This window comes from Nonomuraea rosea (assembly GCF_039539705.1).
GTDB lineage: Bacteria > Actinomycetota > Actinomycetes > Streptosporangiales > Streptosporangiaceae > Nonomuraea > Nonomuraea rosea.
Map to the genome: position 1 here is coordinate 37,736 of NZ_BAABDQ010000038.1, position 24,963 is coordinate 62,698.

Annotated in this window: 24 protein-coding genes; 8 read left to right on the forward strand and 16 right to left on the reverse strand. The window is 70.2% G+C overall.

All coding sequences use genetic code 11. From position 1 onward, the window contains the following. Nucleotides 1–19: 19 nt before the first annotated feature. Entirely contained in the window at nucleotides 20–769 is a 750-nt protein-coding gene (locus ABEA43_RS51540) for an AAC(3) family N-acetyltransferase (RefSeq protein ID WP_345573665.1), read from the forward strand. A 29-nt stretch (nucleotides 770–798) separates the two neighbouring features. On the opposite strand, the gene ABEA43_RS51545 is transcribed toward ABEA43_RS51540, so the two are convergent. The 6 genes from ABEA43_RS51545 to ABEA43_RS51570 all read right to left on the reverse strand — a co-directional run bounded on the left by ABEA43_RS51545 (nucleotide 799) and on the right by ABEA43_RS51570 (nucleotide 7,756). Beyond that, nucleotides 799–1,272, reverse strand: coding sequence for a GNAT family N-acetyltransferase (locus ABEA43_RS51545; protein WP_345573667.1), 474 nt, complete (start codon nucleotides 1,270–1,272; stop codon nucleotides 799–801). 156 nt (nucleotides 1,273–1,428) lie between these two features. Continuing rightward, nucleotides 1,429–2,166 carry a 4-hydroxy-tetrahydrodipicolinate reductase gene (gene dapB, locus ABEA43_RS51550; RefSeq protein WP_345573669.1) on the reverse strand — a complete coding sequence of 246 codons (738 nt, stop codon included), beginning with the start codon at nucleotides 2,164–2,166 and terminating at the stop codon, nucleotides 1,429–1,431. 89 nt (nucleotides 2,167–2,255) lie between these two features. Next, on the reverse strand, nucleotides 2,256–3,566 hold the full coding sequence (locus ABEA43_RS51555) for a M16 family metallopeptidase (RefSeq protein WP_345573671.1): 1,311 nt from the start codon (nucleotides 3,564–3,566) through the stop codon (nucleotides 2,256–2,258). Beyond that, a complete protein-coding gene (locus tag ABEA43_RS51560) occupies nucleotides 3,563–5,902 on the reverse strand; it encodes a polyribonucleotide nucleotidyltransferase (protein ID WP_345573673.1) in 2,340 nt (779 codons plus the stop codon). Before ABEA43_RS51560 ends, ABEA43_RS51555 begins: the two co-directional genes overlap by 4 nt. Nucleotides 5,903–6,201: 299 nt before the next feature. Further along, nucleotides 6,202–6,471, reverse strand: coding sequence for a 30S ribosomal protein S15 (rpsO, locus tag ABEA43_RS51565; RefSeq protein ID WP_345573675.1), 270 nt, complete (start codon nucleotides 6,469–6,471; stop codon nucleotides 6,202–6,204). 358 nt (nucleotides 6,472–6,829) lie between these two features. Next, on the reverse strand, nucleotides 6,830–7,756 hold the full coding sequence (locus tag ABEA43_RS51570) for a bifunctional riboflavin kinase/FAD synthetase (RefSeq protein WP_345573677.1): 927 nt from the start codon (nucleotides 7,754–7,756) through the stop codon (nucleotides 6,830–6,832). A gap of 138 nt (nucleotides 7,757–7,894) precedes the next feature. Here ABEA43_RS51570 and ABEA43_RS51575 point away from each other — a divergent pair, with 138 nt between their 5' ends. Beyond that, nucleotides 7,895–8,914, forward strand: a complete 1,020-nt coding sequence (locus ABEA43_RS51575) for a TRM11 family SAM-dependent methyltransferase (RefSeq protein WP_345573679.1) — start codon at nucleotides 7,895–7,897, stop codon at nucleotides 8,912–8,914. Between the two features lie 16 nt (nucleotides 8,915–8,930). Here the strand turns inward: ABEA43_RS51575 and truB are convergent, their stop codons facing one another. The 8 genes from truB to rimP form a co-directional block, all read right to left on the reverse strand. After that, entirely contained in the window at nucleotides 8,931–9,803 is an 873-nt protein-coding gene (gene truB, locus ABEA43_RS51580) for a tRNA pseudouridine(55) synthase TruB (protein ID WP_345573681.1), read from the reverse strand. Then, a complete protein-coding gene (locus ABEA43_RS51585; protein WP_345573683.1) occupies nucleotides 9,803–10,840 on the reverse strand; it encodes a DHH family phosphoesterase in 1,038 nt (345 codons plus the stop codon). Before ABEA43_RS51585 ends, truB begins: the two co-directional genes overlap by 1 nt. Next, nucleotides 10,837–11,319, reverse strand: a complete 483-nt coding sequence (rbfA, locus tag ABEA43_RS51590) for a 30S ribosome-binding factor RbfA (RefSeq protein WP_345573685.1) — start codon at nucleotides 11,317–11,319, stop codon at nucleotides 10,837–10,839. Before rbfA ends, ABEA43_RS51585 begins: the two co-directional genes overlap by 4 nt. Before the next feature lie 39 nt (nucleotides 11,320–11,358). Further along, nucleotides 11,359–11,655 (reverse strand): DUF503 domain-containing protein, encoded by a 297-nt coding sequence (locus ABEA43_RS51595; RefSeq protein WP_345573871.1) that lies wholly within the window; start codon nucleotides 11,653–11,655, stop codon nucleotides 11,359–11,361. A gap of 120 nt (nucleotides 11,656–11,775) precedes the next feature. Then, nucleotides 11,776–15,015, reverse strand: coding sequence for a translation initiation factor IF-2 (gene infB / locus ABEA43_RS51600; RefSeq protein ID WP_345573687.1), 3,240 nt, complete (start codon nucleotides 15,013–15,015; stop codon nucleotides 11,776–11,778). Nucleotides 15,016–15,140: 125 nt separating this feature from the next. After that, complete coding sequence (locus ABEA43_RS51605) at nucleotides 15,141–15,440, reverse strand: YlxR family protein (RefSeq protein ID WP_345573689.1); 300 nt, start codon at nucleotides 15,438–15,440, stop codon at nucleotides 15,141–15,143. Beyond that, nucleotides 15,424–16,428 carry a transcription termination factor NusA gene (gene nusA, locus ABEA43_RS51610; RefSeq protein WP_345573691.1) on the reverse strand — a complete coding sequence of 335 codons (1,005 nt, stop codon included), beginning with the start codon at nucleotides 16,426–16,428 and terminating at the stop codon, nucleotides 15,424–15,426. The genes ABEA43_RS51605 and nusA overlap by 17 nt, the downstream gene beginning before the upstream one ends. 12 nt (nucleotides 16,429–16,440) lie before the next feature. Beyond that, nucleotides 16,441–16,926, reverse strand: coding sequence for a ribosome maturation factor RimP (rimP, locus tag ABEA43_RS51615; RefSeq protein WP_345573693.1), 486 nt, complete (start codon nucleotides 16,924–16,926; stop codon nucleotides 16,441–16,443). A 221-nt stretch (nucleotides 16,927–17,147) separates the two neighbouring features. Between rimP and ABEA43_RS51620 the strand changes: the two genes are divergently transcribed. Together ABEA43_RS51620 and ABEA43_RS51625 are read left to right on the forward strand one after the other, a co-directional pair. Continuing rightward, complete coding sequence (locus ABEA43_RS51620) at nucleotides 17,148–17,612, forward strand: hypothetical protein (protein WP_345573695.1); 465 nt, start codon at nucleotides 17,148–17,150, stop codon at nucleotides 17,610–17,612. Continuing rightward, nucleotides 17,609–18,091, forward strand: coding sequence for a ferritin-like domain-containing protein (locus tag ABEA43_RS51625; RefSeq protein WP_345573698.1), 483 nt, complete (start codon nucleotides 17,609–17,611; stop codon nucleotides 18,089–18,091). The genes ABEA43_RS51620 and ABEA43_RS51625 overlap by 4 nt, the downstream gene beginning before the upstream one ends. A gap of 10 nt (nucleotides 18,092–18,101) precedes the next feature. Here ABEA43_RS51625 and ABEA43_RS51630 read toward each other — a convergent pair whose 3' ends face one another. Further along, complete coding sequence (locus ABEA43_RS51630; RefSeq protein ID WP_345573700.1) at nucleotides 18,102–19,193, reverse strand: ArsR/SmtB family transcription factor; 1,092 nt, start codon at nucleotides 19,191–19,193, stop codon at nucleotides 18,102–18,104. Between the two features lie 68 nt (nucleotides 19,194–19,261). Here ABEA43_RS51630 and ABEA43_RS51635 point away from each other — a divergent pair, with 68 nt between their 5' ends. The 4 genes from ABEA43_RS51635 to ABEA43_RS51650 are packed head-to-tail and all read left to right on the forward strand — an operon-like array spanning nucleotide 19,262 to nucleotide 23,070. Continuing rightward, on the forward strand, nucleotides 19,262–20,107 hold the full coding sequence (locus tag ABEA43_RS51635) for an alpha/beta hydrolase family protein (RefSeq protein ID WP_345573702.1): 846 nt from the start codon (nucleotides 19,262–19,264) through the stop codon (nucleotides 20,105–20,107). After that, nucleotides 20,104–21,096, forward strand: a complete 993-nt coding sequence (locus ABEA43_RS51640; RefSeq protein ID WP_345573704.1) for a Bug family tripartite tricarboxylate transporter substrate binding protein — start codon at nucleotides 20,104–20,106, stop codon at nucleotides 21,094–21,096. The genes ABEA43_RS51635 and ABEA43_RS51640 overlap by 4 nt, the downstream gene beginning before the upstream one ends. Continuing rightward, nucleotides 21,093–21,569: a tripartite tricarboxylate transporter TctB family protein gene (locus ABEA43_RS51645; protein WP_345573706.1), complete on the forward strand. Its 477-nt coding sequence runs from the start codon at nucleotides 21,093–21,095 to the stop codon at nucleotides 21,567–21,569. The genes ABEA43_RS51640 and ABEA43_RS51645 overlap by 4 nt, the downstream gene beginning before the upstream one ends. A 1-nt stretch (nucleotide 21,570) precedes the next feature. Then, nucleotides 21,571–23,070, forward strand: a complete 1,500-nt coding sequence (locus tag ABEA43_RS51650) for a tripartite tricarboxylate transporter permease (protein WP_345573708.1) — start codon at nucleotides 21,571–21,573, stop codon at nucleotides 23,068–23,070. Between the two features lie 79 nt (nucleotides 23,071–23,149). On the opposite strand, the gene ABEA43_RS51655 is transcribed toward ABEA43_RS51650, so the two are convergent. After that, nucleotides 23,150–24,892: a proline--tRNA ligase gene (locus ABEA43_RS51655; RefSeq protein WP_345573710.1), complete on the reverse strand. Its 1,743-nt coding sequence runs from the start codon at nucleotides 24,890–24,892 to the stop codon at nucleotides 23,150–23,152. Between the last annotated feature and the right edge of the window lie 71 nt (nucleotides 24,893–24,963).

Consider the following 24,963-nt stretch of genomic DNA (forward strand, 5'->3'; position numbering starts at 1 on the left):
CGATTTTTCGGCACTCGGGGTGACATTCGGGCAGACGGTGCTGCTGCACTCCTCGCTCAGCAGTCTCGGGCACACCGAGGGCGGGGCGGACACCGTGGTCGCGGCGCTGCTCGGTCTGCTCGGTGACGGCGGCACGCTCGTGGTCCCCAGCGGCACATCCGGCAATTCCGACACCTCACCGTTCTACCGCGCGGCGGTGGCCGGGATGACGCCGGAGGAGGTCGCCGCCTTCCGGGCCCGGATGCCCGCCTACGATCCCGGATCCACGCCGTCCGTGCTGATGGGCCGGATCCCGGAGCGCGTACGCACCCTGCCCAAGGCGTACCGCAGCGCGCATCCCCTGACGTCCTTCGCCGCCATCGGCCCGCAGGCGGACGAGATCACCCGCGAGCACGCCCGCGACTGCCTGCTCGGCGAGCTGTCGCCGCTCTCCAAGCTGTACGACGCGAAGGCCCACGTCCTGCTGCTCGGCGTCGGCTACGACCGATGCACCGCCTTCCACCTGGCCGAATACCGCTACCGGCCGGACCCGCCGCAGCGCAGCTACCGCGCCGTGGTGGACGACGGCGACGGGCGGGCCTGGTGCGAGTTCGTGGACGTGCACGTGGACGACGCCGACTTCTGGCGGCTGGGCGCCGACTTCGAGGTGGCCGGAGACGTACGGCTCGGCTGGGTGGGGGCGGCGCAGGCCCGCCTGTTCGCGCTGACCGACGCCGTCGACTACGCCACCGGCTGGCTCACCACCCACCGCACGCCTGCCACGTACTGACACCCGCCCGCACCCGCGCACGGATCGGGCTAGCGGTGCATCACCACGCGCGGTGCGACCTCGATGCCCAGCTCGCGCTCGTGCTCCACCAGCCCGCGCAGCTCAGGCCCCCACTCGGCCTCGGGCAGCACGGAGAAGCCGTGCCGCGCGTACCAGGGCGCGTTCCATGGCACGTCCCGATACGTCGTCAGCGTCACCGCGGGCGCGCCCGCCGCCCGCGCGTGCTCGATCACCGCCGTCACCAGCCGGCCGCCGATCCCCTGGCGCATGCTCTCCGGATGCACGGCGAGCTGGTCGAGATGCAGATTGCCGTCCACCCACCCCACGAGCGCGAACCCGGCAGGAGGCTCACCTTCGACCAGCACGGCCCCCGGGTCGTCCACTTCTTCGATCATGGTGGTGCCGGGCGGGAAGACGATGCCCACCTGCTCGAAGAGCCGATCAGCGGCCAATTCCACGGATACCAGCCCAGACAGCTCGTCGGCCTCAGCCCATCGCACCATGGCGACACGATCTCATGTTTCCGGCGGATGTCGCTGATCGTATTAGGGTTGATGATCGTAGGCCCGGCTGTGCGGAGCCGGGACCCTCTCCTCACGACGTGCCCACGACCAGCCGGTGGTGGGCACGTCGTGTGCACCCGAGCCGCGAGCTACAGGTCAGAGGTCGAGCAGTGGTTCGAGACCCACGGTCAGGCCGGGCAGCTCGCGCACCCTGCGCACGCCGAGCAGCACGCCGGGCGCGAACGCCGACCTGCTCATCGTGTCGTGCCTGATCGTCAGGATCTCGCCGTCGCCGCCGAGCAGCACCTCCTGGTGCGCGATCAGCCCGGACAGGCGCACGGCGTGCACGTGCACCCCGCCGACGTCCGCGCCGCGCGCGCCGTCGAGCTCCGTGCTCGTGGCGTCGGGCATCGGGCCGAGCCCGGCCTTGCTGCGCGCCTCGGCGACCAGCTCCGCCGTGCGGCGGGCCGTGCCGGAAGGGGCGTCGGCCTTGTTGGGGTGATGCAGCTCGACGATCTCGACGGACTCGAAATGCCTGGCCGCCTGCTGCGCGAAGTGCATCATGAGCACGGCCGCGATGCCGAAGTTGGGGGCGATCAGGCAGTTGGCGCCGGGATTGGCGGCCAGCCAGCCGCGCACGGTCTCGAACCGGCCCTCGTCGAACCCGGTCGTGCCCACCACGGGGTGGATCCCGTGTGAGATCGCCCATTCGAGGTTGCCCATGACGACGTCGGGATGGGTGAAGTCGACCACCACCTCGGCGCCTTCGAGCTCCTCGATGGAGTCGTCCTTGTCGAGCGCGGCCACCAGCCGCATGTCGGTGGCCGCCTCGACCGCCTTGCACACCTCGGCCCCCACGCGACCGCGGGCGCCGAGCACACCTACCTTGATCACACCGCCAACCCTATACCAACCGGAAATCCGGCCGCTCTCGCACTGTTCGGCCTGGTCATGGCCGAATCAGCGGAGAGCGGACAACCGGGTCAGCGAAGGGCGTCGGAGAAATCCTTGTCGCCGTACGGGCCGATCACGGCGAGCGTGAGCGGCCGGTTGAGCACGTCGCCGGCCACCTCGGAGATCTCGTCGGGCGTGACGGCCTCGATGCGGGCCAGCACCTCGTCCACCGACATCAGCTCGTCGTAGACCAGCTCGTTCTTGCCGATGCGGGACATGCGCGAGCCGGTGTCCTCCAGGCCCAGCACGAGCCCGCCGCGCATCTGCCCCTTGCCGCGCATGATCTCATCGGCGCTCAGGCCTTCGGCCACCACCCTGGACACCTCGTCCCGGCAGATCTTGAGCACGTCGTCGATCTTCGACGGCAGGCAGCCCACGTAGATGCCGAACTGCCCGGTGTCGGCGTAGGCCGAGGTGTAGCTGTAGGCGGAGTAGGCCAGGCCGCGCTTCTCCCTGATCTCCTGGAAGAGCCTGGACGACATGCCGCCGCCCAGCGCGGCGTTGAGCACGCCGAGCGCGAACCTGCGATCGTCCGTACGGGACAGGCCCGTCGTGCCGAGCACCAGGTTGGCCTGCTCGGTCGGCCGATCGAGCACCCGGACGCCCGGACGCGCCGCCGCGCCTGGACCGCTGGTGCGCGGCGGCGCGAACTCGGCGGGCCCGCTCAGCGCGCCCGCCCGCTCGTACGCCCTGGTGACCAGCTCGACGACCTCTTCGTGCCGTACGTTGCCCGCCACGGACACCACCGTCCGGCGTGGCCGGTAGTAGCGGTGGTAGTACTCGGCGATCCGCTCACGCCCCAGCGTGTTGATCGAGTCGACCGTACCCAGGATGGGCCGGCCGATCGGCGAGTCACCGTAGAGCGCGGCGGCGAACTGCTCGTGCACCACGTCAGAGGGGTCGTCGTCGTGCATGGCGATCTCTTCGAGGATCACGCCACGCTCGGAGTCGACGTCCTCGTCGGTCACCAGCGAGCTGGTCACCACGTCGGCGAGCACGTCGACCGCGATCGGCAGGTCCTCGTCGAGCACCCGCGCGTAGTAGCAGGTGTACTCCTTGGCGGTGAAGGCGTTGATCTCACCGCCGATGCCCTCGATGGAGGCGGAGATCTCCATCGCGTCACGCGTGGGGGTGCCCTTGAACAGCAGGTGTTCGAGGAAGTGCGTGGCCCCCATGTGCTCGGGGGCCTCGTCACGCGAACCGATGCCGACCCACATGCCGACCGCGACGCTGCGCACGGTCGGCATGGTTTCGGTCACCACACGCAGCCCACCCGGGAGGACGGTGCGCCTTACCACCCCGGCTCCGTCCTTGCCGGGGTGCAGCGTGGTGGTGGTCACGAGTTCCTTTCGTCCCCCTCGTTGCGCGTGGTGCGCACGCGGGTACGGGTGCGGCGCGGCCGCTCGGACCGCTCCTCGGAGGCGGCGGACGCGTCGTCGTCCTGCTGCGGAGCGTCGTCGCCGCCCTCGGCGGAACCGTCGCCCTTGGCCTCCTTCTCCGCGGCCTCCTTCTCGATGACCTCGACGGGCACCAGGGAGAGCTTGCCGCGGCCGTCGATCTCGGCGATCTCGACCTGGACCTTCTCGCCGACGCTCATCACGTCCTCGACGTTCTCGATCCGCTTGCCGCCGTGCAGCTTGCGGATCTGGGAGACGTGCAGCAGGCCGTCCTTGCCCGGCATGAGCGAGATGAACGCTCCGAAGGCCGCGATCTTGACGACCGTGCCCAGGTAGCGCTCGCCGACCTCCGGCATGTGCGGGTTCGCGATGCCGTTGATCGCCGTACGGGCCGCCTCGGCGGACGGGCCGTCGGTGGCGCCGATGTAGATCGTGCCGTCGTCCTCGATGGTGATCTCGGCGCCCGTGTCGTCCTGGATCTGGTTGATCATCTTGCCCTTCGGGCCGATGACCTCGCCGATCTTGTCTACGGGGACCTTGATGGTGATGATGCGCGGCGCGGTCGGGTTCATCTCCGCCGGAGAGTCGATCGCCTCCTGCATCACGTCGAGGATCGCCAGGCGGGCGCCCTTGGCCTGCTTGAGCGCGCCGGCCAGCACGGAGGCGGGGATGCCGTCGAGCTTGGTGTCGAGCTGCAGGGCGGTGATGACGTCCTTCGTGCCGGCGACCTTGAAGTCCATGTCGCCCATGGCGTCCTCGGCACCCAGGATGTCGGTCAGCGTGACATAGGTGTCACCCTCGCCGATCAGGCCCATCGCGATGCCCGCGACCATCTCCTTGAGCGGCACACCGGCGTCGAGCAGCGCCATCGTGGAGGCGCAGACCGAGCCCATCGAGGTGGAGCCGTTGGAGCCGAGCGCCTCGGAGACCTGGCGGATGGCGTACGGGAACTCCTCGCGCGCGGGCAGCACCGGGATCAGCGCCCGCTCGGCCAGCGCGCCGTGACCGATCTCGCGGCGCTTGGGCGAGCCCACCCGGCCGGTCTCACCGGTGGAGTAGGGGGGGAAGTTGTAGTTGTGCATGTAGCGCTTGGTCCGCTCGGGGTTGAGCGTGTCGATGACCTGCTCCATGCGCAGCATGTTGAGGGTGGTGATGCCCATGATCTGGGTCTCGCCGCGCTCGAACAGCGCCGAGCCGTGCACCCGGGGCACCACGTGGACCTCGGCGGACAGGGCGCGGATGTCCTTGGTGCCGCGGCCGTCGATGCGCAGGCCCTCGTTGACGACCCGCTCGCGCATGAGCTTCTTCATCACCGAGCGGAACGCGGCGGAGATCTCCTTCTCGCGCCCCTCGAACTCGGGCACGACCTTCTCCGCGGCCATGGCCTTGACCTTGTCGAGCTCGCCCTCGCGCTCCTGCTTGCCCGCGATGGTCAGCGCGGCGGAGAGCTCCTTCTTCACCGCGGCCTCGACCGCGTTGTAGACGTCCTCCTGGTAGTCCAGGAAGATCGGGTATTCGGCCGTGTCCTTCGCGGCGACCTGCGCGATGCGCGACTGCGCCTCGCACAGCACCTTGATGAAGGGCTTGGCGGCCTCGAGGCCCTGCGCCACGGTCTCCTCGGTGGGCGCGACGGCGCCCTCGGCGACCAGCTTGAGCGTGTCCTTGGTGGACTCGGCCTCGACCATCATGATGGCGACGTCGCCGTCGGCGAGCACGCGGCCCGCGACGACCATGTCGAACGTGGCCCGCTCCAGCTCGTGGTGCGTCGGGAACGCCACCCACTGGCCCTCGATCAGCGCGACGCGCACGCCGCCGATCGGGCCGGAGAACGGCAGGCCGGCGAGCTGGGTGGACAGGGACGCGGCGTTGATGGCCACCACGTCGTAGAGGTGGTCGGGGTTGAGCGCCATGATGGTGGCGACGACCTGGATCTCGTTGCGCAGGCCCTTGACGAAGGACGGGCGCAGCGGCCGGTCGATCAAGCGGCAGGTGAGGATGGCGTCCTCGGAGGGACGGCCCTCACGGCGGAAGAACGAGCCGGGGATGCGGCCCGCGGCGTACATGCGCTCCTCGACGTCGACCGTGAGCGGGAAGAAGTCGAGGTTTTCCTTCGGCGACTTGGACGCGGTGGTCGCAGAAAGGACCATCGTGTCGCTGTCGAGGTAGGCGACGGCCGAACCGGCCGCCTGGCGCGCGAAACGACCGGTCTCGAACCGGATCGTGCGCGTGCCGAATGAGCCGTTGTCAATGACGGCTTCAGCGGTGTGGACACCCTCCACGGGGGACCTCCTTGTGGTCGGTCTCCCGCGCCCTTTTCTCACCGGCACCCTCGTTAGGTGCAGCGCCGGTCTTCGATCGAAGCGCCCGGTCGAGGATCACTTTCATTCCTACCGGAAGCCACTACCGAGGACCGGCCCGCAGGCGTCGCGGGTCGCATGGTGCTGAGCGGACGCGGGGGCTGTGTGTCTCGGATATTCAGTTGTACGTCAGGCGCGCGGCCGTTTCACGTCGCCACGCGCCGACCCGTATGGCTCTACCCATATGAGAAGGGAGCGGCGCGGACGCCGCTCCCTTCATGCTATCGGCGCAGGCCGAGCCGCTCGATCAGCGAGCGGTAGCGCTGGATGTCGACCTTCTGCAGGTACTTCAGCAGGCGGCGCCGGCGACCGACGAGCAGAAGCAGGCCACGACGGCTGTGGTGGTCGTGCTTGTGCGTCTTCAGGTGCTCGGTGAGCTCGCTGATGCGCTTGCTCAGAAGTGCGATCTGCACCTCGGGCGACCCGGTGTCGCCGTCGGCCGTCGCATATTCACCGATGATGGTCTTCTTGGCAGCGGTGTCGAGGGACACGGCTCTCCTTCAATCTACGGACACGCGCGAATGAGATGAGAGTGCGAACGACCGTGCGTGCCTACAGTCGCCGCGTGAAGGCCGTCATGGGCAGCGCGCAGCACCGCCGCTACAGAGCCGACATGCAAGGCTACCACCCGGCGTGGCGTGTTCGGACCCCGCGGCTGACGCCGCACCCCAACCCAAAATCATCCTTTACGCGACCCCAAAGCCATTCATCCTTTACGCGCTGCCAAGGCAGGCCACCCGCCGACGCGGGCGCGGCTCCGTCCAGGAAACGCCCGCTGACCGGTCAGTGGCGCGCCACCGCGACGCCGCGCCCCCTGGGCCGCCTGGGTGGTGAGAACCGGTCACCGGCTCAGCTCGTCAGGCGCCGGGTGGCGTCCACGTCGGCGTGGATCTGGGCGATGAGGGCCTCGATCGAGTCGAACCGGGTGTTGCCGCGCAGCCGCGCCCCGAACTCGACCGCGACGTGCACCCCGTACAGCTCCAGATCATCCCGGTCCAGCGCGTAGGCCTCGACCGTGCGCGGCACCCCCTCGAACGTCGGGTTCGTGCCGACCGAGATCGCCGCCGGCCACCGCTCGCCCTGGTAGAGAGCGGGCAGGTTGGCCACGGGCACGCATTCCAGCCACCCCGCGTAGACCCCGTCCGCCGGGATCGCCGTGTGCTGCGGCGTCTCGACGTTCGCGGTCGGGAAACCGAGCTGACGGCCGCGCTGGTAGCCGCGGACGACCACACCCTCCACGCGGTGCGGTCGGCCGAGCCGGGCCGCTGCCCCCTCGACGTCGCCCGTCACCAGGAGCTCGCGGATCGCCGTCGAGGAGATGGCGTCCAGAATGGGCACGGTCTCGACCTCGAAATCGTATTTTTCGCCCAGCGTCCGCAAGGTGTCGACGTCGCCTCCGGCGTCCCGCCCGAACCTGAAGTCCTCCCCCACCACGACGACCGCCGCCCGCAGCCGTTCGCCCAGCACGCTCTGGACGAAGTCCTCCGGGCTGGTCCGCGACAGCTCCAGCGTGAACTCCACCACGTCGATCTCGGCCACGCCCAGCCCGGCCAGCAGCTCGGACCTGCGCCGCGGGTTCGTGAGCCGATGCGGGTGCGCCCCGGGGCGCACGACCTCGTCAGGATGCGGCTCGAACGTGACGGCCACGCTGCGCAGATCCCGCTCGCGGGCGATGCCGACGGCGCGCTCGACCACCCGCTGGTGTCCGCGGTGGACCCCGTCGTACACACCGATGGTGACGACAGACCTTCCCGAACCCTGCACGCTAGGCCCCATTCGCTCGTGGCGGATCAATCGGACACAAGCCTGCCATGCTCCTCCGTATTCCCCCCAACCGAGATTCCCCTCAACTTGAGTTTCCTTCCAACCGGCGCCTGCCGGGCCGCCGCGCGCCGCCGGATAGGATCGGTCATCATGCCTCGATACGCGCTCCTGATCCTGCCTGCCTTCAACCGCGTCTACGGGGAGAGCTCCGTGCGCCTGACGAAGAGCGAGCTGGCCGTCTTCAGCGCGCGGGCCCTCGGCCAGAAGGCGCTGGACAGCGAGGAGACGGTCATCGGCGGGGTGCCGTACGTGACGTTCGAGACGCCGGAGCCCCTCGCCCAGCCCGATATTTCGCTTTTGTCCAACCTTTCCTCCGTTTATGCAATCTTTGGGGTGGAAGGCGACCTGCTCCGGCCGTTGACCATGACGTCACTCGACCGGCTGAGCAGCGACCTGATCACCATCCAGAAATACGCCGGCAAGACGAACGAGCACTTCACCAAGCTGCTGCTCAACGTCACGGTGCTGGCGGGCGGAAAAGGGCTGGGCGAGCGGCTGTCGGTGTTCGACCCGCTGTGCGGGCGCGGCACGACACTCAACCAGGCCCTCATGTACGGCTACGACGCCTACGGGCTCGACGTCGACGGCAAGGACTTCGACGCCTACAGCACCTTCATCAAGACGTGGCTGCGCAACAAACGCTTCAAGCACACCGCCGAGACCGTGCCGATACGCCGCGAGCGGGCCCTGGTCGGGCGGCGGCTGAACGTCACGTTCGGCCTGTCGAAGGAGTCGGTCAAGTCAGGCGACGTCCAGCACCTGACCGTGGTCAGCGCCGACACGCTCAAGAGCAGGGAGTTCTTCAAGCCGCGCTCGTTCGACGTCCTGGTGACCGACGCCCCCTACGGCGTCCAGCACGGCAGCAAGGGCGGCGCGGGGCTGTCACGCAGCCCGCTGGAGCTGCTCAGGCAGGCCGTCCCCGGCTGGGCCGAGCTGCTGCGGCCGGGCGGCGCGATGGGCATCGCCTGGAACACCTACGGCGGCAAGAGCTCCGAGCTGGCCCAGATCCTCACGGCCGCCGGCCTGGAGGTGCTCGACTACCCCGACTTCGAGCACTGGGTGGACCAGGCGATCGTCCGCGACATCATCGTCGCCCGCAAGCCCTCATAGGGCCAGATCACGGGGGCTAGGACACGAAGACGGCCAGCGGCCTGGCCGTGTCGCCCTGCTCCTCCACCAGCGCCAGCAGCTCACCCTCAGGCCCGAACACGCCGATCGGCCCCTTCCCGAGCCCGGCCGCGGGCAGCCGCCCGCCGTGCCCGATGACGCGGGCCTCCTCGGCCGTGACGTCCCTGCGCGGGAACGCCGCCGCCACCGCCTCCGCGATCGGCAGGATCACGCACTCCTCGGCGAGCTGCTCCACGCTGCGCGCCAGCGACAGGTCGTAAGGCCCCACCCGGGTACGCCGCAGCCGCGTCAGATGCCCGCCGACCCCGAGGCCGGCCCCCAGGTCACGGGCCAGCGCGCGGATGTAGGTGCCGCTGGAGCAGGTCACGACCGCGTCCACGTCCACGACGTCGCCGGCCGCCCTGATGTCGAGCACGTCGAACACCCGCACGGTGACGGGCCGGGCCGCCAGCTCGACCTCCTCGCCCGCCCGCGCCTTCTTGTAGGCCCGCTCGCCGTTCACCTTGATGGCGCTCACCTGCGGCGGGATCTGCATGATCTCCCCGGTCAGCGCCGCGACACCCTTGTGGATCTCGGCCGCCGTCACGTCCGCGGCCGACGCCGTGGCGATGATCTCACCCTCGGCGTCGTCGGTGTTCGTGGTCGCGCCGAGCCTGATCGTGGCCTCGTAGACCTTCTCCGTCAGCGTCAGGTGCCCGAGCAGCCGGGTCGCCTTCTCCACGCCGACCACCAGCACACCGGTGGCCATCGGGTCGAGCGTGCCCGCGTGCCCGACGCGGCGGGTCCCCGCGATGCGCCGCATCTTGGCCACCACGTCGTGGGAGGTCCACTCGCCCGCCTTGTCGACGATGATCAGACCGCTCTCGGCCATCAAGCCTTCCCCAGCTCTCGCCTGAACTTCGCCATGGTCTCCTCCACACTGTCGTGCGAGGTGTAGCCGGCCGCGTTGTGGTGGCCGCCGCCGCCCAGGGCCGCGCACACGGCGCCCACGTCCACGGCGCCCTTGGACCTGGTCGACACCTGCCAGGCGCCCTGGTCGTCCTCCTTGAGCACGACCGCGACCTGCGCCTCGTCGGTGCGCCGCACGATGTCGATGAGCCCTTCAAGCTCCGCGTACGGCAGCCCGTACGCGGCCCGGTCGACCCGCGTCACGTACGTCCACACCAGCTCGCCCTCCAGCGTCACCCGGTCGAGCGCCCCGGCCAGCACCTTGAGGTAGCCGAACGGCGAGCGGTCCCACAGCTCCCTGGCGATCTCGTCGGTGCGCAGCCCCGTCGCCACGAGCCTGGCCGCCATCTGGTGCACGGCAGGCGTGGTCGAGGAGTACTTGAACGAGCCCGTGTCGGTCACCAGGCCCGCGTACAGGCAGGTGGCGATGTCCCGGTCGAGCCGGCCGCCGAGCCGGTAGACGAGCTGCTCGGCCAGCATGGCCGTGGCCGCCGCCGTGGAGTCGATGAGGCTCAGCGTGCCGAACCCCTCGTTGGAGGGGTGATGGTCGACCACGATGACCTCACGCGCCCTGGCGGTGCTCTCACGCAGCAGCCCCAGCCGCTCGAACGTCGAGGCGTCGAACGTGATCATCAGGTCCGGCGCCGCCGGGTAGTCCGCCGGCGGCACCAGCATCTCCTGACCGGGCAGGAACCGCAGCAGCCGCGGCACCGCGAAGTGGCTGTCGCCGAACGACGCCACGACCCGCTTGCCCATCGACCGCAGCACGAAGCCCACGGCCAGCATCGAGCCGAGCGCGTCGCCGTCGGGCGTCACGTGGCAGGACAGCGCGATCTCGTCGGCCTGGCCGATCAGCTGCACCGCCCGATCCCAGGCCGCCTCAGGGATCGCGCGGCTCCCGGCCGTACGCGCGTCCGCGCGGGACGGGCGCTCGGCCCTGTCGCGTACGTCGGGCGTCACGCCTGGTCGTCCTTGCCGGACTCGACGGCGATCTCAGGCTCGGGACCCCCGTCCAGATCGTCTTCGGGCTTCCTGTAGGGGTCGGCCTCGCCGGCGTACGCGGCGCCTTCGGCCTTGCGCGCCACCTCGGCGTCCCGCGCCCTGGCGGCGTTGATCAGGTCGTCGAGCTGACGCGCGCTGTCGGGCAGCGGGTCGTGCTTGAACGTCAGCGTCGGGGTGAAACGCACGCCGGTCTGGCGGCCGACCTCGGAGCGAATGATCCCCGTGGCGCTCTCCAGGGCGGCCGCGCTGTCGGCCCGCTCGGCGTCGGAGCCGAACACCGTGTAGAACACCGTCGCCTCGCGCAGGTCCGCCGTGATCCGCGTGTCGGTCACGGTGACGAAGCCCAGGCGCGGGTCCTTGATCCGGCGCTCCAGCATCTCGGCGACGATCTGCTGGATGCGGTCGGCGAGCTTGCGCGCTCGTGCAGCATCCACCATGTTCGCTCCCCCTCACGCACGACCTGGCCGTGCAGTCGTTCAATCTTCGTCGTTGTAGAGCCGGTGCCGGGCCGACAGCAGCTCGATCTCGGGGCGGAACGCCACCATCCGCTCGCAGGCGTCCAGCACCTCTTTGCAGTTACCCGCGGAGGCGGAAACCACCGCGACGCCGATCTCAGCTCTGCGATGCAGGTCGAGATGGCCGGTCTCGGCCACCGCGATGCTGGGATAACGGCGCTGCAATTCGGCGATCAGCGGCCGGACGACAGAGCGCTTCTGCTTCAGCGATCGAACGTCGCCGAGCAGGATGTCCAGGGTCAGAGCACCCACATACATCGTTGATGACCACCGCTTGACCTGGTGTGGTGAATGCACGGCCGGTCTGCTGCGGTGGGGACCAGACCAGGACGTGCGAGAGGCGCCCGGCGGATGTCCCGCCGGGCGCCCGGCCGCGTGTTACACGCGCGGCTTCTCCCGCATCTCGAAGGTCTCGACCACGTCGTCGATCCGGATGTCGTTGTAACCGACCCCGATGCCGCACTCGAAGCCCTCACGGACCTCGGTCGCGTCATCCTTGAAGCGACGCAGGGACGAGACGGTCAGGTTGTCGGCGATGACGACGCCATCGCGGATGATCCTGGCCTTGCTGTTGCGGACGATGAGACCGGAGCGGACCAGCGAACCGGCGACGTTGCCGATCTTCGGCACCTTGAAGACCTCGCGGACTTCGGCGGTGCCCATCTGGACCTCTTCGAACTCGGGCTTGAGCATGCCCTTGAGCGCCGCTTCGATTTCCTCGATCGCCTGGTAGATGACCGAGTAGTAGCGGATGTCGACGCCTTCGCGCTCGGCCAGGTCGCGCGCCCGAGGCTCGGGGCGGACGTTGAAGCCGATGATGACCGCGTTGTCGTCGGCGACGGCCAGGTTGACGTCGTACTCGGTGATCGCGCCGACCGCGCGGTGCAGGACACGAAGCCTGACCTCGTCGCCGACGTCAATCTTGAGCAGAGCGTCTTCCAGGGCCTCCACCGAACCGGACACGTCGCCCTTGATGATGAGCTTGAGCTCGTCGACGCGACCCTTCTCGAGGTTGCTGAACAGCTCCTCAAGGGTGAGACGACGGCTCGACCTCGCCATGTCGGCGCTGCGCTTGCGCGCCGCCCGCTGCTCGGCGATCTGCCTGGCCATCCGGTCGTCGGTGACGACGATGAAGTTGTCACCGGCACCCGGCACCGCCGTCAGGCCCATCACGCGGACCGGACGGGACGGCGTGGCCTCTTCGACCGCGTCGCCGTTGTCGTCGAGCATCGCGCGGACGCGGCCGTAGGCCTCGCCACACACGATGGAGTCGCCGACGCGCAGCGTGCCGCGCTGGACCAGGACGGTCGCGACAGGGCCGCGGCCCTTGTCGAGGTGCGCCTCGATCGCGATGCCCTGGGCGCCCATCGACGGGTTGGCCCGCAGGTCGAGCTCGGCGTCGGCGGTCAGGACGATCGCCTCGAGGAGCTGGTCGATGCCCGTGGCGTTCTTCGCCGAGATGTCGACGAAGAGGGTCGAACCTCCGAACTCCTCCGCCACCAGGCCGTACTCGGTGAGCTGGGCCCGAACCTTGTTCGGGTCCGCGCCCTCCTTGTCGACCTTGTTGACCGCGACCACGATCGGCACGTCGGCCGCCTGGGCGTGGTTGAGAGCCTCGATCGTCTGCGGCTTCACACCGTCGTCGGCCGCGACCACCAGCACTGCGATGTCGGTGGACTTGGCGCCACGGGCACGCATGGCGGTGAACGCCTCGTGACCCGGGGTGTCGATGAAGGTGATCTTCCGCTCAATGCCGTCGTGCTCGGCGGAGACCTGGTAAGCACCGATGTGCTGGGTGATGCCACCCGCCTCGCGCGCCACCACGTTGGTCTTGCGGATGGCGTCGAGCAGCTTGGTCTTACCGTGGTCGACGTGACCCATGACGGTCACGACCGGCGGACGCGCGGCAAGGTCGCCCTCGTCGCCCTCGTCCTCGCCGAACTCGATGTCGAAGGCCTCGAGAAGCTCGCGGTCCTCCTCCTCCGGGCTGACGACCTGGATGTCGTAGTCGAGCTCCTGGCCGAGGAGCTGCAACGTCTCCTCGTTGACCGACTGGGTCGCGGTCACCATCTCGCCGAGGTGCAGCATGATCTGCACGAGCGAGGCGGGGTTCGCGCCGATGCGGTCGGCGAAGTCGGACAGCGACGCACCGCGCGGAAGACGGATCGTCGCGCCGTTGCCGCGAGCGACCTGCACACCGCCGATCGCCGGCGCCGACATGTTGTCGAACTCCTGGCGCCTCTGACGCTTCGACTTACGGCCACGCGCGGGACGGCCTCCGGGACGCCCGAAGGCTCCCGCGGTGCCACCGCCGCGACCACGACCGCCGCCACCGGGACGACCGGCGAAACCGCCGCCGCCACCGGGACCACCCGTGCCGGTGCGCTGACCGGTGCCGCCACCGCCGGGACGACCGGCGAAACCGCCGCCGCCACCACCGGGACGACCGCCGCCGCCACCGCCACCGGGACGGCCACCGCCGCCACCGCCACCAGGACGACCGCCACCGCCGCCACCGCCACCAGGACGACCGCCACCGCCGCCACCGCCACCACCGGGACCGGCGGGACGACCCTGCGGCATCATCATCGGGTTGGGCCGCGGGCCACCAGGACGGGGACCGCCGGCACCAGGACCGGGACGAGGACCACCCGCACCGGGCGGACCCGGACGCGGGCCACCGGGACGGGGACCGGCGTCGCCGCCCCTGCCCTGCGGCGGACGCGGAGCCGCGCCGTCACGCGGCGGACCGTCGCGACGCTCGCGCTGACCCGGGCCGCTGCCGCCTTCGCGGTTGCCGCCGGGACGCGGCGGACGGGACTGGCCCATGCCGCTGGCGTTGGACGAGAACGGGTTGTTACCGGGACGCGGACCACGCGGGCCCGGCTTGGGGCCGGGACCGGGACGCGGGCCGCCACCGGGACGCGGCGCCTGCTGGGCACCGCGGTCGGGACGGTCGCCGCCGCGCTCCCCGCCACGCTCAGGACGCTCGCCACGGTCACCGCCGCGCTCTCCGCCACCGGCGCCCGGACGGGGCGCGGCGGGGCCGGGCTTGGGACCCGGACGAGCGGCAGGACCGGGACGCGGGCCCGGAGCCGGAGTTTGAGCCGGAGCCGGAGCCTGAGCCGGACGTGCGGGCGCAGCGCTTTCGAACCGCGCCTGCGGAGCCCCGGACGTCTCGCCGCGAGCGGCCTCAGGCTGCTGTTGCGGCTGATGAGGCATGGCCACCGGGGGCCGCGGCTGACCGCCGCCCGCGGGACTTGCCGGACTTGCCGGACTTGCCGGACTTGCCGGACCAGGACGCGGGCCAGGCTTGGGACCTGGACCCGGACGTGGGGCGGAGGAGACAGGCGCCTCCGCTGCGCCATTACCGGCCTGGCTTTCCGCCGGCCGGGGAGCAGCCCTTGGTGGCTGCGGCTTGTTGGACGACGAACCGCCGCCCCTAGAGGGCCCACCCTTCGATGCGCCCAGAGCTTCGGTGAGCCTGCGGACCACCGGCGCTTCGATGGTTGAGGACGCCGAACGGACGAACTCCCCCATCTCTTGGAGCTTGGCCATGACGACCTTGCTCTCTACGCCGAACTCCTTAGCGAGCTCGTATACCCGGACCTTCGCCACTGCACTCCCTTACTCGGCCCGGGAGGCTGGCTATGCCGTCCGGACCGTCGCTACCTTGACGTCTTCATCGCCGCGTGCTCATCAGGCGCTCATAGCAATCTGACTCCGCCCATCAACTCGGCGTCCTACATGACATTTCGTGGTTCTCCTTCCAAGTGCGCCCGCACGCGCGAGACGTCAAGCGGTCCCTGCACGCGGAACGCGCGAGGGAAAGCTCGGCGACGCTCGGCAAGCTCCAGACAGCTCACGGACGGATGCAGCGATGCACCGCGACCAGAAAGCCGTCCTCGCAGGTCAGGGACCACTTGATCCTCGACCTGCACCAGGCGGAGCAGCTCGGACTTAGCCGTGCGAACCCTGCAGCCCACACAGGTGCGCTGTGGGGCGGCGTGGCCACCATATTCCAGCTTACCGCGTTGACGCATCTACGGAACCGGCGGCATCCTCGGCTTGGGTATCGGGCCGGATGTCGATCCGCCATCCGGTGAGTCGCGCGGCGAGCCGGGCGTTCTGTCCTTCTTTCCCGATGGCCAGCGAGAGCTGGTAGTCGGGCACGGTCACCCGCGCCACGCGCCCGTCGAGATCGAGAACCTCAACATGCGAAACACGGGCGGGAGACAGGGCATTCCCCACGAACTCGCCCGGGTCATCGGACCAGTCGATGATGTCGATCTTCTCGCCGTGCAGCTCGGCCATCACGCTGCGCACGCGCGAGCCCATCGGGCCGATGCAGGCGCCCTTGGCGTTGACGCCGGGCTTGCGCGACCGGACCGCGATCTTCGTACGGTGTCCCGCCTCGCGGGCCACCGCGGCGATCTCCACGGTGCCGTCGGCGATCTCGGGCACCTCCAGCGCGAAGAGCTTCTTCACCAGCCCGGGATGCGTGCGCGACAGGCTGACGGAGGGGCCCTTGTGACCCTTCTTCACCTGCACCACGTAGGCGCGGATGCGCTCGCCGTGCACGTATTCCTCGCCGGGGACCTGCTCGGCGTGCGGTAGGACGGCCTCGATCTTGCCGAGGTCGACCAGCACCACGCGCGGGTCCTTGCCCTGCTGGATGACGCCGGAGACCAGCTCACCCTCGCGGCTGGCGTATTCGCCGAAGTTGATCTCATCTTCGGCGTCGCGCAGCTGCTGCAGGATGACCTGCTTGGCGGTGGTGGCGGCGATCCGGCTGAAGTTGTTGGGCGTGTCGTCGAACTCCCGCTCGATTTCGCCCTCCTCGTCCAGCTCCGCCGCCCAGATCGTGACGTGGCCGCTGCTCCTGTCGAGCTGGGCCCGCGCCTTGGAGGCCGCGCCGTCGGTGCGGAAGTACGCGATCAGCAGTGCGTCCTCGATCGCCTTGACGACCAGGTCGAAGGAAATGTCCTTCTCCCGCTCCAGGCTGCGCAGGACGCTCATGTCGATGTCCACGACGGCTCCCCCTTAGCCTTCGTCGCCGTCGACGTCGTCGAGCCGGCGGAACTCCACCTGCACCCGTCCCCGGGTCAGGTCTTCGAAACCAAGCCTGCGCGCGGCGCCGGCGACGTCGAGGTCGACGCCGCCCTCGTCCGCGGCCACGATCCGGCCCTCGATCACGGTGCCGTCTCTCATCTCTGCCTTGACCAGCCGCTTGGCCGCACGGCGCCAGTGACGCGGCTCGGTGAGCGGACGATCGACACCCGGCGAGGAGACCTCGAGCGTGTAAGCCGCCTGACCCATCACGTCGTCGTCGTCCAGCGCCGTGGAGACGGCCTGGCTCACGTCGGCCACGTCGTCGAGACTCACGCCGCCGTCGCGATCGACGATCACGCGCAGCAGCCGTCTCTTGCCCGCCTGGGTGACCGTGACGTCCTCCAGATCGAGGCCCTCCGCGCTGACCACAGGCTCAAGGAGCTTCATCAGGTGGTCGCGGGGTGATGCGCTGCCCATATCGACCTCCCCTATTGTCATGTCTCAGCCGGGCGGACCTCGCCACTGGCCTTGCGCCGTCTGACCGCTCAGCCAGCGACGACAGTTGACACCCTATCCGTACGAGGGCACGGGAAGAGCGCCACTCGTCGTGGTCGAATGGCGGGCGTCGCCTGACGGCGATCGCGAACACTAGCCCGTACGATGCTATCTGCGTCCGTAGTCACTGGAGGTCTGAGCCCGTGCGCCCGCGTCAACTGTCTCGGCGAGCCGTGCTGGCGGGCAGCGCGGCGGCCCTCACCGCCTGCAGCGGGACCGGGCCCGCGCAACCGCCGGCCCAGCCTGCGGACTCCCCTGAGACGGTGCTGCTGAAAGACCTGATCGCGGAGAAGGAACGCACGATCGCGCTCTATTCTTCCCTGATCTCGGCCGGCGTGGATGATCTCGTGCCCTTCCGGGATCGGCACCAGGCCCATCTGGCCGAATTGCGCAAGCACGTCACCAAGCCCGCTCCGTCGTCAGGATCCCCGTCCGCGTCCGCTTCCCCGTCCAAGGTCTCGGTGTCGAAGCTGCGGGAGCTGGAGCGCAAGGCCGCGGCGCTGCGGCCACGCCAGCTCGCCGGCGTCTCGCCCGGCGTGGCACAGCTCATCGCCAGCATCGGGGCCTGCGAGGCCGCTCACGTCGTCGCCCTGCCGAGGTCCTCATGAACGAAGCGGCGAACGACGGGGACGCCGAGAAGCTGCGTAAGGCGCTGGCGGCCGAGCACGCGGCGCTGTTCGCGTACGGGCTGCTCGGCGCGCGGACGTCGGGAACGCTGCGGACCAGGATCAGCGCGGCGTTCGACGCCCACCGGGCCCGGCGCGACCAGTTGCGCTCGTTCATCACGACGCGGGGCGGCAAGCCGGCCGAGGCGGACGCGTCGTACGCGCTGCCGTTCTTTCCCTCCAACGCCACGCTGGCCGTCAAGCTGGCCCTGCACCTGGAGAACGGTGTGACGGCCGCCTATCTGGAGCTGGCCGCCGCGGAGGAGGCGGCGCTGCGCCGCTATGCCGCGCTGGCGATGCAGGAGGCGGTGACCCGTTCGTACGCCTTCCGTCCCGCGCAGCCCGCGGCCTTCCCCGGGATGCCCGTCGCGGCGGCGGCGCCGTCGGCCGCCGTCCCCACCCCGACGCGGGACGGCGAGTAGGCCAGGCCGTTCAGCGGTACAGGACGGACAGCAGGTCGGGCCCGAGGCGTTCGACGGCCTCGGCGTCGAGCTGGTAGTAGACGACCGACCCACGCCTGTGCGTGTGCACGAGCTGGGCCTCCCGCAGCCTGCGCAGATGCCTGGACACCTGGGGCGCGGTCATGCCGAGCTGCGTGGCCAGCTCGGCGGTGGCGACCGGGTTGCGCAGGATCGCGTAGCAGAGCCGCAGCCTGGTGGGGTCCTGCAGGGCGGCGAGCCGGCGCCTGGCGGTCTCCAGGGACGGCGTCGGCGTGCTCCCGTCGTCGGACCGGTGGTCGGCGCCGTACTGGATGACCACCGGGTAGCCGGGGAAGTGCTTGATCACGAAGTGCGGGCGGCCGTGGACGGTCGGCACGATCAGGCAGGGGCGGGCGGCGTCGACCCGGGCGGTGGCGTTGTACAGCTTGTCGAACACGATGCGCAACGACCTGCCGCTCACCAGGCCCGGCGGCGCGGAGGCCGTGGGGAGGCCGGCGAGCGCCATGGCGCCATGCCGGCGCAGCTCGCGCTCGCGCGCCGCCGCGTCGCGGTCGAGCACCGGGCGCAGCGCGGGCCACTCCTCGTCGAAGGCCACGGCCGCGAAATCGGCGAGGAAGCCGAGCAGCTCGCCGCGGAAACCCTCCGGGTCGGCCCGCAGCCGGGCCCCGATCTCCATCCGGCTGGTGGAGATCAGCCGCAGCCGGTGCAGCACCTCGTCGTTGAGCTCGGGGCCGACCTCGGTGTCGTTCTTGCCGATCAGGGCCTGCACGGTCATCGCCGTGAAGTCGCCGATGGGCAACTCGGCCACCTCGCCCAGCTCGCCGGCCAGCGTCCGCCTGGGCCCGGCCGACACCGGGAGCAGGTAGCGGGCGCGGAAGGCGCCCCAGAGCGGCGCCCAGGCCGCGGCGGTGGCCAGCAGCCCGCTGTCCAGGGCGGCGTGCGTCCTGGCGACGTAGCCGGCGCTGGCGGGGTGGTGGCCGGGCTCGTCGAAGGCGTGCAGGCAGGCGCACAGCTCGGCCAGCGGTGACTGCTGCACGGCGACGGATCCGGCGCCGGTCGAGTCGAGGAGGAGCGTGACGGCCACCCTGCACATTACCGCGTTCGCGGCAATCTCCTTGTGGACGAACCCGTGTTTGCCCAGGCTGTCGCCTCATGGCTGAGGCACTGCACGTGGTCAAGCATCCAACGGGGTTCTACTCGGCGGGCGCGACGACTCTTTTCGCGTCGAAATATGACCAGAGGTTCTCTTACTGCTTGTACGTCCCGTCCGCGCACGACCCTGACGGCGCTCCCCTGCCGCTGGCGGTGCTGCAGCACGGGACGGGGCGGCGCGGCCCGCAGTACCGCGACAACTTCGCCGACTGGGCCGAGAAGCACGGCTGCATGGTGCTCGCCCCGCTCTTCCCCGCCGGCATCGTGGACCCGGACGACCTGCACAACTTCAAATTCCTCCGGTACGGCGACATCCGCTTCGACCACGCGCTGCTGGCCATGGTCGACGAGGTCGGCGAGCGCTTCAACGTGAGCGCCGGGCGGTTCCTGCTGCACGGGTTCTCGGGTGGCGGCCAGTTCGTGCACCGGTTCGCCTACCTGCACCCCGACCGGCTCGCCGGATTGTCAATTGGTGCACCAGGGCGGATAACGTACATCGACCCGAGCAGTCAGTGGTGGATCGGGTTGAAGGGGTTCGAGGCGGAGTTCGGCTGCGCTCCGAGGGTGGAGGAGCTGCGCGAGGTGCCGGTGCAGATGGTCGTGGGCAGCGACGACGTGGAGACCTGGGAGATCAACAACCAGGGCGACACCAACTGGATGGACGGCGCCGACGCCCACGGGGTCACGCGCATCGACCGGCTCAAGGCGCTGCGCGACAACTTCGAGGACCACGGGATCAGCGTGCGGTTCGACGTCGTGCCGGGCGTGGGCCACGAACCGATGGCGGTGCTCGAGCCGGTCAAGGACTTCTTCGCATCGATCCTCACCCCCCGGGAGTCATCATGAACATCAGATCGCTGGCCGCGGTCACCGTGACCGCGGCCGTCACGCTCGGCGGCTGCGCCGTGGGCGAGAGCACCGAGCCGGGCGGCGGCTATCCGAGCAAAGCCCTGTCGATCATGGCGCCGGGCAGCCCCGGCGGCGGCTGGGACACGCGGGCCCGCGGCATCGCCAGCGCGCTCAGCGAGTGCAAGGTGGCCGGTGTCGACGCCACGGTCACGAACGTCCCCGGCGCGGGCGGCACGATCGGGTTGGCCCAGTTCGCCAAGAAGCAGGGCGACCCGTACCAGCTCATGGTCATGGACAGCGTGACCATGCTGGGCGGCATCGTGAACAACAAGTCGCCGGTCGATCTGGCCACGCTGACGCCGGTGGCCGGGCTGAGCCGGGGGCCGAGCGCGATCGTGGTGCCGAAGGCGTCGCCGTACAAGGATCTGAAGGCGCTGCTCGACGCGATGGAGGCCAAGCCGCACAGCGTCAAGTGGACGGGTGGCTCGCTCGGCGGGCCCGGTCAGATGACCGTGGCGGGGCTGGCCAAGGGCCGGGGCATCGCCGCCAAGGAGATGAACTTCGTGCCCACCTCGGGCGGCGGCGAGTCCATGAACCTGCTGCTCAGCGGGGCCGCCACGGTCGGCGTCGACACCGTCGCCGAGCTGCGGGCGCAGCTCCAGGCCGGTGAGCTGCGGGCGCTCGCGGTGGACTCCGAGCAGCGGGTCGCCGGGGTGGACGCGCCCACCATGAAGGAGCTCGGCATGGCCGACGAGGCGGTCTCCACGCTGGCGGGCGTGCTGGCGCCGGCCGGGCTGTCCGACCAGCAGCAGCAGGACGTCGTCGGCCTGCTCGACAAGGTTCGCCAGAGCTCGTGCTGGAAGAAGGTCCTCGAGCGCAACAACTGGACCGAGGACTGGACGCCCGGCGACGAGTTCGGGAAGGTCCTGGCCGAGCAGCGGACGCAGGTGACCGCCATCCTGGGTGAGCTGGGGCTCGGCAAGTGACGCAGCGGATCGTCTCGCTCGGCTTCCTGCTGGCGGCCCTGGTGGTGCTGGCCCAGGCGTTCGCGATCCCGGAGGGCAACGGCTACCAGGCCGTGGGGCCCCGGGCGTTCCCGCTGCTGGTCGGGGTCGGCCTGGCCGTCGTGGCCGTCATCGGGGTCGTCCAGGCCTTCAGAGCGGGCACGCGGCAGGCCGAGCCGGGCGAGGCGGCCGAGGCGGCCGAGGCGGAGGGCACGCACTGGCCTTCCGTGCTGTGGCTGGTGGGGGCGCTGGCGGGGTACGCGCTGCTGCTCGTCCCCGCGGGCTACTGGCAGGCGACCACCGTGTTCTTCGTGGCCGTCGCCAGGGTGCTGGGCAGCAGGAAGCCGGTCCGCGACGTCCTGGTGGGGCTGGCGCTGGCGCTGGCCACGTACTTCCTGTTCGACCGGCTCCTCGGCATCTCGCTGCCGCCGGGCCTGATCCGATTGGCGATCTGACATGGACGTGCTCGGCAACCTGCTCGACGGCTTCGGCCACGCGCTGAGCCTGCAGAACCTGCTGCTCGCCATGCTCGGCGTCACCGTCGGCACGCTCGTGGGCGTGCTGCCGGGGCTCGGGCCGGCCACGACGATCGCGTTGCTGCTGCCGCTGACGTTCGTGTTCGACCCGGTGGGGGCGTTCGTGATGTTCGCCGGGATCTACTACGGCGGCATGTACGGCGGCTCCACCACCGCGATCCTGCTCAACATCCCCGGCGAGACGGCGTCGATCCCGACGACGCTGGAGGGCTATCCGATGGCCAGGCGCGGCCGGGCCGGGGCGGCGCTGGCGACGGCGGCCATCGGGTCGTTCGTGGCGGGCACGATCTCCACGGTGGTCATCACCTTCCTCGCGCCCGGCATGTCGAACATCGCCAAGCTGATCCAGCCCGCCGAGTACTTCTCGATCATGGTGCTCGCGTTCGTGACGGTGACCTCGCTGATGGGCGACTCGATCGTGCGCGGGCTGTCGAGCCTGTTCCTGGGGCTGACGATCGGGATGGTCGGCATCGACCAGATGACCGGGCAGCCGCGGTTCGCGTTCGGGGTGCCCGAGCTCTACGAGGGGCTGTCGGTGGTGGCGGTCGCCGTGGGGCTGTTCGCGGTGGCGGAGGCGGTCTCGACGGCCGCCGCGCGGCACCATCCCGCGCAGCCGCCCGTCACGCTGGACGGGAAGATCGGGATGACCCGCGAGGACTGGCGCAGGTCGTGGAAGCCGTGGCTGCGGGGAACCGCGTTCGGGCTGCCCATCGGGTCGCTGCCCGCGGGTGGCGCGGAGCTGCCGACGTTCCTGAGCTACAACGTGGAGAAGCGGCTGTCCAAGCACAAGGAGGAGTTCGGCCACGGGGCCATCGAGGGCGTCGCGGGACCTGAGGCGGCCAACAACGCGGCCTTCTCCGGGGTGCTGGTGCCGCTGCTCACACTGGGGATCCCGACGTCGGCCACGGCGAGCATGCTGCTGATCGCGTTCCAGATCTACAACGTGCAGCCGGGGCCGCAGCTCTTCGACCAGCAGCCGGTGCTGGTGTGGACGCTGATCGCCAGCCTCTACATCGGCAACGTGATGCTGCTGGTGCTGAACCTGCCGCTGATCCGGGTGTGGGTGAAGCTGCTCAGCGTGCCCGCGGCGCTGCTGACGGCCGCCATCCTGACGTTCGCCACGCTGGGGGTGTACTCGATCTCGCAGAGCGTGTTCGAGGTGCTGGTGGCATACGGGTTCGGGCTGCTGGGGTGGGTGCTGCACCGGGCGCGCTACCCGGTCGCGCCGCTGATCCTGGGCGCGGTGCTGGGGCCGTTGATGGAGGTGCAGTTCAGGAGGGCGCTGGCGTTCAGCGAGGGCGATCCCTCGGTCTTCGTGACGCGGCCGGTGTCGCTGGCCATCCTGCTCGTCGCGGCGGCCTGCCTGGTCGGGCCGGCGGTCCTGCGCAAGCGCGCCAAGGCACCGCTGCCGGCCGCCTGAACGACGGCCTGAACGACGGCGGCGCGGGCCTGGCTGAAAGAGCCGGGCCCGCGCCGCCGTTCAGGTGAGATGCCGCTCGTCAGGCGACGGCGGCGGCGATGCGGTCGGCGGCCTCGGCGACGGGGATCTCGGACTTCTCGCCGGAGACCCGGTCGCGCAGCTCCACGACGCCCTGCGCCAGCCCGCGCCCGACCACCACGATCGTCGGCAGGCCCAGCAGCTCGGCGTCCTTGAACTTCACGCCGGGCGAGACCTGCGCCCGGTCGTCGACCAGGACCCGCAGGCCGCGCGACGACAGCTCGGTGGCCAGCTCCAGAGCCGTCTCCACCTGGTTGTCCTTGCCCGTGCCGACGATGTGCACGTCGGCGGGCGCGACCTCGCGCGGCCACACGAGGCCGAGCGCGTCGTGGGCCTGCTCGGCGATGACCGCCACGGCCCGCGAGACGCCGACGCCGTAGGAGCCCATGGTGATGCGGATCGGCTTGCCGTCGGGGCCGAGCGCGTCGAGCCCGGCGGCGTCGGCGTATTTGCGGCCGAGCTGGAAGATGTGCCCGATCTCGATGCCGCGGTCGATGGACAGCCCGGAGCCGCAGCGCGGGCAGGGGTCTCCCGCGCGCACCTCGGCGGCCTCGATCGTGCCGTCGGGGGTGAAGTCGCGGCCGGCGACCACGTTCGAGGCGTGCTTGCCGGGCTCGTTGGCGCCCGTCACCCACGACGTGCCGGTGACGACCCGGGGGTCGACGAGGTAGCGGATGCCGAGCTCGCGCAGGACCTGCGGGCCGATGTAACCGCGTACGAGACCCGGGTGCCTGGCGAAGTCGGCGGCCTCGAAGATGGCGGGCTCGCCGGGCGACAGCGCGGCCTCCAGGCGCTTGAAGTCGACCTCGCGGTCACCCGGAACGCCGATGATCAGCGTCTCGACCTTGTCGGAGCCGGGCGTGGTGACCTTGACGACGACGTTCTTCAGCGTCTCCGCGGCGGTGATCGACAGGCCGTGGTGCTCGTTGACGTGGGCGACCAGCGTCTCGATGGTCGGGGTGTCGGGGGTGTCCATGACCTGGAGCGGCGCCGCGTCCTCGATCGCGCGGGCGGCCGGGGCGGTGGTGGTGACGGCCTCGGCGTTGGCCGCGTAGCCGCACGAGTGGCAGGCCACGAACGTGTCCTCGCCCGTGGGCGTGGGCGCCAGGAACTCCTCCGACGCCGACCCGCCCATCGCGCCCGACTGGGCGAACACGATCTTGTAGTGGATGCCGAGGCGGTCGAACGTCCTGATGTACGCCTCGCGGTGCTGCTCGTAGGAGTGCTTGAGCCCGTCGTCGTCGAGGTCGAAGGAGTAGGAGTCCTTCATGAGGAACTCGCGCCCGCGCAGGATGCCCGCCCGGGGCCGCGCCTCGTCGCGGTATTTGGTCTGAATCTGGTAGAGCGTGACCGGATAGTCCTTGTAGGAGGAGTATTCGCCCTTGACCATGTCGGCGAAGAGCTCCTCGTGCGTCGGACCGAGGAGATAGTCGGCGCCCTTGCGGTCCTGGAGCCTGAACAGGGTGTCGCCGTATTCGGTCCAGCGGCCGGTGGCCTCGTAGTATTCGCGGGGCAGCAGGGCGGGGAAGAGCACTTCCTGGCCGCCCATCCGGTTCATTTCCTCGCGGACGATTCTGGTGACGTTTTCCAGCACCAGCTTGCCGAGGGGCAGCCAGGAGTAGATGCCGGGCGCTACGCGGCGGACGTATCCGGCGCGGACCAGCAGCTTGTGGCTCGGCACTTCCGCGTCTGCCGGGTCGTCCCGCAGGGTGCGAAGAAACAACGACGACATGCGCAGCAACACGGCTACTCCTTGCTCGAACCTGGATGTGAAGGACTACAGGCTATCGACTCGGGGCGGCCCTGCGCTCGGGC